The 12,669-nt window shown below is 46.9% G+C and carries 7 protein-coding genes; 6 read left to right on the top strand and 1 reads right to left on the bottom strand.

Going from position 1 to position 12,669, the window contains the following annotated elements; translation table 11 throughout:
- Positions 1-28: 28 nt before the first annotated feature.
- The 6 genes from AC6H3C_RS00470 to AC6H3C_RS00445 all read left to right on the top strand — a co-directional run bounded on the left by AC6H3C_RS00470 (position 29) and on the right by AC6H3C_RS00445 (position 11,683).
- The gene (locus AC6H3C_RS00470) at positions 29-1,030 is read left to right on the top strand and encodes a FecR family protein (protein WP_497518532.1); all 1,002 of its coding nucleotides are present in this window, start codon (positions 29-31) and stop codon (positions 1,028-1,030) included.
- A 162-nt stretch (positions 1,031-1,192) separates the two neighbouring features.
- Positions 1,193-4,456: a TonB-dependent receptor gene (locus tag AC6H3C_RS00465; protein WP_497518531.1), complete on the top strand. Its 3,264-nt coding sequence runs from the start codon at positions 1,193-1,195 to the stop codon at positions 4,454-4,456.
- 21 nt (positions 4,457-4,477) lie between these two features.
- A complete protein-coding gene (locus AC6H3C_RS00460; protein ID WP_497518530.1) occupies positions 4,478-5,953 on the top strand; it encodes a RagB/SusD family nutrient uptake outer membrane protein in 1,476 nt (491 codons plus the stop codon).
- A gap of 51 nt (positions 5,954-6,004) precedes the next feature.
- A complete protein-coding gene (locus AC6H3C_RS00455; RefSeq protein ID WP_497518529.1) occupies positions 6,005-7,510 on the top strand; it encodes a SusE domain-containing protein in 1,506 nt (501 codons plus the stop codon).
- 189 nt (positions 7,511-7,699) lie between these two features.
- Entirely contained in the window at positions 7,700-9,097 is a 1,398-nt protein-coding gene (locus AC6H3C_RS00450) for a glycoside hydrolase family 66 protein (protein WP_497518528.1), read from the top strand.
- A gap of 87 nt (positions 9,098-9,184) precedes the next feature.
- Positions 9,185-11,683 (top strand): glycoside hydrolase family 31 protein, encoded by a 2,499-nt coding sequence (locus AC6H3C_RS00445; protein WP_497518527.1) that lies wholly within the window; start codon positions 9,185-9,187, stop codon positions 11,681-11,683.
- Between the two features lie 650 nt (positions 11,684-12,333).
- Here the strand turns inward: AC6H3C_RS00445 and AC6H3C_RS00440 are convergent.
- Positions 12,334-12,597 carry an ISAs1 family transposase gene (locus AC6H3C_RS00440; protein WP_497521236.1) on the bottom strand — a complete coding sequence of 88 codons (264 nt, stop codon included), beginning with the start codon at positions 12,595-12,597 and terminating at the stop codon, positions 12,334-12,336.
- Positions 12,598-12,669 lie beyond the last annotated feature (72 nt).

Below are 12,669 nucleotides of genomic sequence, written 5' to 3'. Positions count from 1 at the left end.
TTGATGATAGAAAGCAATATTCCCGAAAATGAAAAAAACAATTCCAGATTACTTGTTTGATCCGAAATTCAAGGACCGGATTTCAAAGGACTCCTTATCCGGGCTGAAATCGGAGAAACAAGAACCACAAAAAAAACCGGCCTGGCTTATTGGCTATATATTAAAATTTAAGCGAAAAGAATTCGGGACGGATTTAAGACCTGATTTTGAAGATATTCGGGAACAATCACTTGAACTGTTCCGCCAAAACAAACCGGGTGCATTCCGCATCATGAACATCAGAAAGGTTGCTGTTGCTGCATCAATTTTAATCCTGGTTGGACTCGGGGGATACATGATTGGTAAATCCGGCATAACAACTGTTTCGGAACAACAAGCTCAGGTTATCGAATTCAATACCCCTAAAGGGCAGCAATCGGAGTTGACATTACCCGACGGAACGTTTGTTGCCTTGAATTACGATTCCAAACTGAAATATCATCTTGGCAACAACAAAAGGTTGCAGGAAGTTGAACTGGAAGGAGAAGCATTTTTCCATGTCACGAAAAATAAATCACGCACATTCAGGGTGATTACACGCGATATGAGTGTGAACGTTCTGGGTACGCAGTTTGATGTACGCGCTTACACCAACGATTTACATACCGAAACAACATTGTTGGAGGGGAGTGTTGAAATTAAAGATATTCCGGATCAGGAAAAATCTGTTTTGCTGAAACCGGGACAAAAGTGGCTGTACAACCGGAATGACCATCAGCAGCAACTTGTTTCGATTAATCCAAAGCTTTCAACCTTATGGCGTACCGGTGAATACTACTTCGAAAAGGTTCGGTTGGGCGAATTGGCCAAAACACTGGAGCGCATGTACAATGTAAGCATCCATTTCCAGGATTCCGGACTTGAGAATGAAATGTATTCCGGCAGCGTGTATCAAAGTGACGAAATCGGTAAATTATTTGAGATTATTGACTTAACTATTTCGATTGACTTTCGGATTAGTGGCCGTGATATTTGGCTGGCAAAGAAATAAGATAAAAAACCCGGGAAATGTTTGCAGCATCGCCCGGGAATAATCAATTAACGAATAGTTGACACTATTCATTAGTAATTAATTAAGCTGTACAAATTTATGAAAAAAATGGTGAAATGTTGTGCCCTTCCCCGGAACGGCATAAGTAAACTGTGGCGAATTATGCGACTAACTTTTTTTATTGTGCTGGTTGGCTTGTTCAGAGTGTCGGGAAGCGTTTACTCCCAGCAAAGCAAGCTGAGCATGAACTTCGAAAACATCACCCTGAAGGAGGCTTTTCGAACGATTGAGGACAATTCCAATTTCGTGTTTTTTTACAATGCAGAACAGGTAAAACTGGATGAACGGGTAAGCCTGAATGCAGAGAATAAAAGTATCGACGAAATCCTGACCGAACTGTTCCGGGACAAACTAATTACCTACAAGGTGATTGACCGACGGATTGTACTTTATCCGAAAAATGAAGATGCCAACCCCAACATCATGCGCCAATCGCAGCCGGTAAAAGGAAAAGTAACCAGCCGAAGCGGCGGGCCGGTCCCCGGGGCCACCGTGTTGGTAAAGGGGACCATGACAGGGACGGTTACCGACTTGGATGGAAACTATCAGTTCACCGACATCCCTGGAAATTCGATTCTGATTTTCTCTTTTGTGGGATTGAAAACTGAGGAAATTGAGGTAGCCGGCAGGAGTATAATCAACGTGGTATTGCAAGAAGATGCTATCGGTCTGGAAGAAGTAGTGGCAATTGGTTATGGCACCCAGCGCAAAAAAGACTTAACAGGCTCCGTATCATCTATTAGAACCGAAGATATGAAGTCGTTGCCGATGCCGAGCATCGGTGATGCCATGCAGGGAAAGGCAGCCGGTGTTCAAATCATTTCGAACGGAACACCCGGGAGTGACCCAACGTTCCGTATCCGTGGGATTGGTACGATAAACAATAATAATCCATTGTTGGTAATTGATGGCGTTCCAACGGAGTCGGGATTAAACCAACTCAATATGGATGATGTTGAATCCATCCAGATTCTGAAGGACGCTTCGGCTACGGCCATCTACGGATCAAGAGGAGCCAATGGAGTCGTTATCATTACTACAAAAAGTGGCGAAAAAGGACTGGGTACAATCAATTTTAATGCTTATTACGGTGTACAGGAGGCCACAAGCATGGTTGATATGCTGAATGCTTCGCAGTTTGCCGCATTACATAACGAGATGATGGAAAACGCGGGAATGGTCAAAAATCCGGCCTTTGGCGATCCGGCATCACTGGGCGCAGGAACCGATTGGGCCGGCGCGCTGTTTAGTACAGCTCCCATTCAGAATTATTCTCTGTCGTACTCCGGCGGAAATGAAAAAACAACTTACTATGTTTCCGGGAATTACTTCGACCAGGAAGGCATCGTGCTGAATACCGGTTTTAAACGGTATACCCTGAAGTTCAATTCTGAAACCCAACTCTTCGACAAGGTGAAATTTGGCAACATGATTTCACTGAATCACGATGACAAGTACAGCGGCTCCTACAGCATTCTGGATGCCTTACGTGCCTTGCCAACGCAACCAATCTACAACCAGGATGGAACCTACTCCGGCCCCGAAGGAATTCCGGCCTGGTCGGGCGACATAACCAACCCCATTGGCAAAGCAACAATCAATGAAAACACCACCTTGGGTTACAATCTTTTGGGAAGCTTTTTTGGAGAGATTGAGCTGACGAAAGGATTAAAGTTCAGATCGCAGGCGGGCCTGAAAGCCAACTTCTGGCAAAACCGCAACTGGGCTCCCAAGTACGATTTTAAACCCAGCCCGCAGGAACAGTCCTACCTGGGCGAAGCATCCAATAAATCCATTACCTGGAACTGGGATAATACCCTAACCTACAATACAACCATCAACAAAAAGCACCGGTTGACCATTTTGGCAGGTACCAGTGCCCAGGAAAACAAGTTCGAGTACATCAGCGGATCGATCCAGGAATTTGCCAGCGACCTCACTCAGCAACTGGACAATGGACTGAGCCAGAAAAATATCAACGGAAACGGAAGTTCATGGTCGTTGCTATCGTACATGGGCCGTGTGAATTATTCTTTTGCCGACAAATATTTGGTAACGGCAACTGTGCGTCGTGATGGCTCATCCCGGTTTGGAGCCAATAACAAATGGGGAATTTTCCCATCCGGTTCGCTGGCCTGGCGAATTTCGGAGGAAAATTTTATGCAGTCAGCCGGGTTTATCGATGATCTGAAACTTCGCTCCGGCTATGGGGTAACTGGTAATCAGGAAATCGGAAATTACTCGTTTGCCTCGGCTCTGAGCACAATCAAATACAATTTCAACAACAACCTGGTCAATGCGGTGGTGCCGATTAAGATGCCCAACCCGAATGTGCAGTGGGAGTCGCAAAAACAAGCCAACATTGGTTTTGACGCCACCCTGTTCGATCAGCGAATTAACCTGACCGTTGATGTTTATCAGAAAAATACGAAAGACATGCTGGTGCCGATGGCTGTGCCAATTATCACTGGTTATTCCGATGTTGATGTGCCCTTCATCAATGCGGGAGAAGTGGTGAACAAGGGGATTGAACTTAGTGTCAGCTCACGTAACATGACCGGGAATTTCACCTGGGATACCGACTTCAACATTTCATTCAACAAAAATGAGGTAAAAAGCCTGAACGACACCATTCCACTGGCGCGCGGAAGTGTTGGTTTTAATCAGCAAGTCGCGCGGATTGAAGCTGGTAAGGCGATGGATGCCTTCTACGGGTTTGTTAGCGATGGTATTTTCCAAACACAAGCAGAGGTCGATGCACATGCCCTGCAAGTTCCCGGAGATGATATTTACTCCAGAACCTCGTCCGGCGACATTCGCTTTAAGGATCTGAACAGCGACGGAATCATTGATGATGATGACCGCACCTATATCGGAAATCCAAATCCGGACTTCATTTTTGCCTTGAATAACCGGTTTACTTTTAAAGGATTTGATCTGAATATCTTTCTTCAGGGAGTTTACGGAAATGATATCTACAATGCAAACCGGATTTGGAGTGAAGGAATGGCTGTCGCCCAAAATCAGAGCATTACAATGGTTAATCGCTGGAGCGGAGAAGGAACCAGTAATTCGGTACCGCGGGCTGTTTTTAACGACCCCAACAAGAATATCCGGCCTTCTGACCGGTTTCTGGAAGACGGAACTTACCTGCGGCTGAAAAATGTAACCCTGGGCTACACGTTTAAAAATCTGCTGGTAAAGCGATTGCATATGAAATCAGCCCGGTTGTATGTTTCGGGGACTAACCTGCTGACGTTTACCAAGTACAGCGGTTTTGATCCGGAGGTTAGCCCTGATGGGATTGACCTCAATACCTATCCGTTGACCCGAACAATCAGTGTTGGTGCGAATATCAGTTTCTAACCCATTATTAAACTTTAAACGATGAGAATTCTAAAATATATACCAATCATCCTGTTGATCGTCACAGCAACATCGTGCAGCGAGGATTTTTTGGACAAATCGCCATTGGACACGATCAATACCGAAAACTTTTACCAAACCGAAGAAGATGCGATTGTCGCCATCAATGGCGCGTATCAACCCTTGCAATGGCCAAAGCTTTACAACATGCGCATGTGGACATCCGACATCATGGCCGGGAACAGCATCGTGGGAGCCGGTGGTGGCGATGACGGGCGTGAAACCCAGGACATGATGAACTTTATTACAACAACAGACAATCCCGGAGTGCTTGACTTATTCAGGGGTCCATTCCCCGGTATTCTGCGTAGTAATATTGTACTACAGAAAGTTCCGGGAATGGATATCAATGAAGACCTGAAAAATCGTGTATTGGGCGAAGCCCATTTCCTGCGCGGATTGTATTACTTTATCCTGGTTCGCTACTTTGGTGATGTGCCACTGATTACTGAACCTCAGGAACCGGGTGACGACCTGCGCCTGCCACGTACTGCAAAAACACAGGTTTACAAGCTGATTATTGAAGACCTAACAACAGCTAAAAATCTGTTACCACCTAAATCGTCCTACTCATCTTCCGATCTGGGACGTGCATCCAAGGGAGCTGCCGCCGGTTTATTGGCGAAAGTTTACCTCACGTTGGGTGAATGGGACGAGGTAGTTACGCTAACCAACGAAGTTTCCGCTTTGGGCTATCAATTAAATACCCACTATGCCAATAATTTTAATGTGAACAATAAGAACTCGATTGAATCTCTTTTCGAAATTCAATATACCGGTGATGCCGGCGAAGGTTTTTGGGACAACGAAAACCAGGCATCGTGGTTGAGCACATTCACCGGACCCCGCAACTCGAACATGGTGGCAGGTGGCTGGGGCTGGAACCAACCCACACAGGAATTTGCAAATGCCTACGAAGCCGATGACCTGCGTAAAGATATAACCATTTTTTACGATGGTTGCCCGCAATTTGACGGGGTGGATTACGATCCGGCCTATTCATCAACCGGCTACAACCTACGCAAATTTTTGGTTACCAAAGCTATTTCGCCCACATACGACAACAGCCCGATGAATTTTCCCGTATTGCGCTATGCCGATGTGTTGCTGATGAAAGCCGAAGCGCTGAATAATCTGGATCGCGTCACCGAAGCCGAGGCGCCGCTGAATGAAGTCCGTGCCCGGGCCGGATTACTGGCTGTTAGCGGGAAATCGCAAAACGAAATGAAAGAAATCATTCTACATGAACGCCGCATGGAACTGGCTTTTGAAGGGCAGCGCTGGTTCGATCTGATACGGGTAGATAACGGCCAGTGGGGACTGGATTTTCTGCATTCGATTGGCAAACTGAATGCTTCACAAAAGCACTTGTTATTTCCTATCCCGCTGAAAGAACTTGAATCGAACCCAAATCTGACTCAAAACCCCGGCTATTGATGTGCCTGGTGACGGAAATTCAAAATAACCTTCATTCAAAATCGAAAAAAAATGAACAATCATAAGAATTCAACACAATTCATGCGAAGGTATTTTTCCTTCGGAAATGGATTCTGGCTGGCTACTGTCATGCTTTTGTCCGGTCTGATGATCCAATCCTGCCAGAAAGAGGAAGAAATCGTCATCTTGATGGGGAAAGAAATCACGCTTTCGGTGTCGTCTTCGGAATTAATCCTTTCGCAGCGTAACATGAGCCAGAAAGCGATAAGCCTGAACTGGACACGTGGTACCAATCACGGAACCGGAAGTTCCATTTCATATGTGCTGGAAATTGACAAAGCCGGGAACGATTTTACATCGGCTAAAGTTTACGCCATGGGTAAGGGAGTGTTCGAAAAGAGCTTCACCGTGAGCGCTCTGAACGAACTGGTGCGAACCCAGTGGGGGATTGCTGCCGGTACCCCGGCCAGCTTCGAAGCCCGCGTTAAGGCTGATGTGACCCTGGAAGACGTGGAAGATGGAATAACAGCGTTCGTATCGTTTACTGTTACTCCGTATGAGCCGGTCAGTGAAGTGCTGTACATGGTAGGCGATGCCACTCCAAACGGATGGAACATTTCCAACGCGACACAGATGACAGCCTCGGCCTCCGCGCCATGGGTGTTTGTCTATCAGGGGCCGATGTCAGCGGGGAGCTTTAAGTTTGCAGTAAGCCAGGACGGCTGCTGGTGCCAGAATTTTTATACGAAAGATCCGGATGACGACGAACTGATGGTGTACAACCAGGGAGGAAGTGGCGACGATATTCAATGGCAGATTGAGCAAGGCGGAAATTACAAAATTACCGTGGACTTGCTTGACCTGAAAATCGGGGTGAAGCAACTGTCCGGCCCGATGTACACTAACCTGTACATTGTTGGCGATGCCTCTCCAAGCGGGTGGAACATTGGGAGTCCGGAAGCCTTTGTTCAAGATTCTGACGATCCGTTTACTTTCACTTACGAAGCTAATTTTTCACCGGGTGACTTTAAAATATCCACCTTTACAGGCGACTGGTGCGACGGTGAATGGTTCAATCCATCGCAGGCCGACCAGGTGCTCACCGCCACTGATTTTATCATCACCAACGGATGTGACGGACCCGATAATAAATGGCGGGTGACAGAAGACACGAAAGGTCGTTATAACATTACGGTAAACACGGGTAACGGGATCATCAAAATTGAAAAGGTCATGCTGTACCTGATTGGGGATGCCGGCCCGAATGGTTGGAACATTGGAACACCCGAACCGATGACCCTTGCTGGCGGTATCTATACGTTTACGGGTGCATTGACCGCCGGCGAGTTTAAGTTTTCCAAGTACAAAGGCGATTGGTGCGACGGTGACTGGATTATAGCCGCCACAGCAAACCAACCGGTTACCAACAAGGCATTCAAGGTCCGTCATGGTTGTCAGGGCGACGACAATAAGTGGCGTGTGCACGAAAGCGATGCCGGTAACTATGTAATTACATTCGATTTGGATAACGAAGTGATGACGATAACAAAACAATAAATGGAAAAGCTGTGGTTGCCCCGTTGAGCAATTACGTTGCCGAAGGAGTCACCCTGAACTTGTTTCAGGGCCTCTTGCAAAGAGACGGATCTCCCGATCCGGCAACTGCAGGACGGGATGACCCATCCAACGTAGGGGCACTTCATTAGAGAGGTAACCGCAGCTTTCAATCAAAACAGATAACAACCGATGAGAAATAGGCAGATAAAGAAGTTTAAGACATTATTTCTGAGTTTGATGTTGCCGGGCTTATTCATTGGCTGCGGGCAATCAGATGACGACATTGTTCCCGATCCGGAAGTTCCGGGTAATCCGGTCACCCCCGGTTTCCTGAATTTGTCCATTACAACAAATATGGCAGCTTACAATCCCGGAGATGAAGTGACTTTTACCATTGACAACTCCTCCCTGCCCTCAGGTGCCAGGGTGAGATACAAACACCTCGATTCAGTGATTGAAGAAGCTGCTGTTTCCGGCACTACCTGGAAGTGGCAAACTCCGTCAACCGATTTCCGGGGCTATATTGCCGAAGTTTACACGTCAACCAGTGACACGGAAACCATTTATGCCACGATTGGGGTAGATGTCTCTTCTGATTGGACCAAATTTCCGCGTTACGGATTCCTGTCTAAATTTCACCAGCTTAGCGATGCAGAGATGGCGGAGGTGATTGCCAACCTGAACCGCCACCACATTAACGGGCTTCAGTTTTACGACTGGCATAACAAACATCACCAGCCACTGCCGGTTATTAATCATACACCCGCAACAAGCTGGAAGGACATCATTAACCGTGATATTTATTTCAGCACAGTCGAAAAGTACATCGCCCAGGCCCACAGCAGGAATATGAAAGCCATGTTTTATAACCTGATTTATGGAGCATGGAAAGATGCCGAAGCCGACGGCACAAAAAAAGAGTGGTATGTTTACACCGACAATACGCACACCAACCGCGATTTTCATCCCCTTCCGGCGCCCCCGTTCCTGAGCAACATCTTTTTGCTCGATCCTTCGAACAGCGAATGGCAGCAGTACCTGGCCAAGGAGAATCAGAAAGTTTATGAGCACCTGAATATTGAATTGGGAGAGCACATGCTGGGAAAAGAATACTTCCCGAACAATAACCTGGCGATGAAACCTGATTTGAAAAATGCCCTGATCGGTTATTATGATTTTCTGGTAGCTTATCAAAACTTGTTGCGCGATGGCGGTTCATTTAACTTGGTTTCGCTTAGCTCTTTGGATGGAAAACTGCCTTTGTCCAACTGGCCTGCGAGTCGGGGAAGCGTTGCGACAGTATGCCGGAAAGTGAGCAACAAGCAAGTGGTTCATTTCATCAACTTCAAAGATTCGAAAACCTCCAACTGGAGAGACAACCAGGGAATTCAGGCAATTCCGGCCTTGGTAAAAGATGCTCAAATAACCATGACCAGCGCCGGAAAGGTAAAAAAGATATGGACAGCGTCGCCGGATTTGATTGGCGGAGCGTCGCGTTTGCTAAATTTTGAGCAGAGCGGAAACCAGGTCGCGTTTACCTTGCCCGAGCTCAAATACTGGAGCATGGTCGTCGTTGAATATGAGTAGCTGATTTTATTTTGATAATTCAATTTCAGGGAGGCAAATCTTTGCTTTTCCGGTATTTTTTTGTTTTAATTTTTAACTTAAACTATCATGAAACCATTATTTCGATTTCAATATTTACTCGTTATTTTTTTGCTCGGTTCGGGCGCCAATGCACAGGACTTTATCGGTGCAGGCAGTTGTTTTTCTTATGAAACACACGGAAACAAGGTCGTCTTCACCTGCGAAAACAATGTTCAGGTTGAGGTGGAGCAGATCACTTCCGGCATCCTGAAAATCTGGTACGATCAGGATCATTTTCAGCGTAACAACGAATCCTTTGCCGTTATTCAAGCCGGCGACCGCAATCAAAACATCAATCTTTCCGAACAGCCTGCCAGTTACGAAATTTACACCGGCGAGCTGATTGTGCGTATCCAAAAGTCGCCTTTTCAAATCCGCATCTTCGATAAATGGCAAAAGCTACTGATGGAAGATTACCAGGCTCGTGGCTTTGTAGCCGATTCATCAAAAATGGCCAGTTACAAGACCCTGAAACCTGGCGAACGGATTTATGGGTTGGGCGAAAAGAATGGCTCCATCGACCGGGTGGGTAACCGATTCCGTATGTGGAACAGCGACAAGCCCTGCTACCGAACCAACGAAGATCCGCTGTACAAAAGCATTCCATTTTTTATGAGCAGCGAGGGATACGGTATTTTTTTCGACAACACCTATAAAACGGAATATGACTTTGGTGTAGAGTCAGATCAATACTACTCATTTTCAGCCCCCGATGGAGAAATGATGTATTATTTCATTTACGGACCAACCTTGAAGCAACAAATCAGTCGTTACACCGAACTCACAGGGAAACCCATTATGCCGCCAAGCTGGGCGTTTGGCTTTGCGCAGTGTCGCGGATTGCTGACCAACGAAACGCTCAGCCGTGAGATTGCGGCGGGTTACCGTCAACGTCAGATTCCCTGCGACATCATTTACCAGGATATTGGCTGGACACAGCATTTACAGGATTTTGAGTGGCGCGATGACCAGTATGACAACCCCCAAAAGATGCTGTCAGATCTTGAAGCAGACGGATTTAAGGTGATTGTTTCTCAGGATCCGGTCATTTCGCAGACCAATAAAAAACAATGGCAGGAAGCAGATTCGTTGGGGTATTTTACCACCGATGTTCGTACGGGTAAATCGTACGACATGTCTTGGCCCTGGGGTGGCAATTGTGGCGTGGTGGACTTTACCAAACCCGAAGTGGCCAACTGGTGGGGCGAGTATCAGCAGAAGGCGCTCGATGCCGGTGTGCGTGGCTTTTGGACCGATATGGGCGAGCCCGCCTGGAGCAACGAAGAAAGCGCCGATCGGCTGTTTCAGCAGCATCACCTGGGCATGCACGATGAAATTCACAACGTGTACGGGTACACCTGGGATCAAGTCGTGACTGAACAATTCAACAAACGCAATCCCAACACCCGGGTTTTTCAAATGACCCGGTCCGCTTTTGCAGGCATGCAACGTTACACTTTTGGCTGGTCGGGCGATGCCGGTAACGGGAATGATGTGACCGATGGCTGGGACCGGCTGGCAGCGCAGATCCCGCTCATGGTATCGTCGGGAATGGGATTGATTCCATTCTGGAGCTGCGACATCAGCGGCTATTGCGGCGACATTGACGATTATGATGCCATGAGCGAGTTGTACGTTCGCTGGCTACAGTTTGGCGCTTTCAACCCGTTGAGCCGGATCCACCACGAGGGCAACAATGCCGTTGAACCCTGGCTGTTTGGCGCCGAAGCTGAGGCGATCAGCAAAAAGACCATTGAGCTGAAATACCGGCTTTTCCCTTACATCTATTCGTACTCACGCCAAGCTCACGATACTGGCTGGCCATTAGCCCGGGCGCTGGTTTTGGAGTATCCCGATGAGGAGGAAACGTTCAACCTAAACAGCCAGTTCTTGTTTGGTGATGAGCTTTTGGTAGCCCCTGTAGTTGAAGAAGGCGCTGCAACCAAGCATGTTTATCTGCCCAAAGGAATCTGGTTCGATTTTAATCAGCCACAAAAGAGTTACGAAGGCGGGCAGTGGTTGAACTATCCTGTCGAGCTCGAAACCATTCCATTGTTTGTAAAGCAGGGATCCATTATCCCGCAGATGCCGGTGATGCAGTACATTGGAGAGCAGCCGGACTATCCGTTGCTTCTTGATGTGTTTCCTGCTGGCATCAATAAAAAGGCATCTTTCGATATTTACGAAGACGAGGGCGAAACCAATAATTATCAGTCGGATGTATTCGTAAAGCGGAAAATTCAGTGTCTGACAAAACGAAGCGGGATGGAGATCAGTTATGAAGAAGTTGCCTCGAATGAGTTCCAGCCGCAACAACGAAATCTGGTTTACCGGGTTCACATGAACAAGAAGCCGTCATCGGTCTTGTTGGGCGAGCAAAAACTGAAAACCTTCAAACTAAAAAAAGAAGAAGAGCTTACCGCCAACATTGAAAAAGCAGCATGGAGATGGGATGAAGGTGCAGGAACATGTTTCATCCGGGTTCCGGCAAACAGGTGGAACGATAAAATAACAATTGAAAACTAAGCGAGAAGATCCCGAGAAAATATTGGAGCCTTGTATTTATCTGTATCTGACAATTCGGACAGCATGCGCCAATACGCATCCATGTGGCGGAAAGATTTTTGCTTCCGTTTTTATCGACTGAAAAAGGAAGGGCCCGTCCGGCCGGACATAAGCCTCTGCTGGCCTGCTTTTGTATGGAGAACCAGGTCTTGAAAAGGGGTGGGCAGGCTGGTTCGCCCCGGGTGTGCCGGTTTTTAACCGGCAATGACGAATGCGCGGTTAAAAACCACGCCACCCGGCTGGTTCGCTTGTTAGTAGCGTCACGTCAAGTTTAAAATGACGGTCCGAATCAGAACAAGTGATTTACCCTGTCGTTCGGCTGCGGCCTACGGGGATTTTGAACCTGGAAAACAAGGGAAGGGAATTCGGGCAGGGACTGGTAAGCGGCCCTGTTTGAGGAGGAACGACGAGTTGGCGCCGTGTGGCATTCACAACCCGTTGTTTTCCTTCAAAATCACCGTCAGCCTTGACTTTTTTTGTTTACTTTTTTGTGTCAAGACAAAAAAGTAAATCCCGTCCGGAAGGACATAATCCCTGCTGGCCTGCTTTTGTATGGAGAACCAGGTTTTGAAAAGGGGTGGGCAGGCTGGTTCGCCCCAGGGCAAACGCATTTAAATTTTGAGTAAAGTTTCCCTGTATTTTTCGTTCTGTAAAGCTTTTGATCTTTTTCTCTTTTTGCTGGCTTTCCAATGTTGCTCGTTTACCAGTAAAGCCATGACTGTTTTTCGTATGGTGTTAAAATTCTGGGCGGCATAACCTTTTCTTTTTCTGGATTGATCTTCGCCAAAGACTACATCCAAAGTCCAATGCAGGTTGTTCTCGATAGCCCAGTGGTTGCGTGTCCAGGTGTTGAACTGTTTTGCCTGGGCTTCCAGACTTGATATGTAGTCAAACGTGAAAAATCAAAATAATGCTTCCACATTGTTGATAATCAATACAATATTGTT

The organism is Gaoshiqia sp. US2, from assembly GCF_059705485.1.
This window is presented reverse-complemented; position numbering and strand designations above follow the sequence as displayed.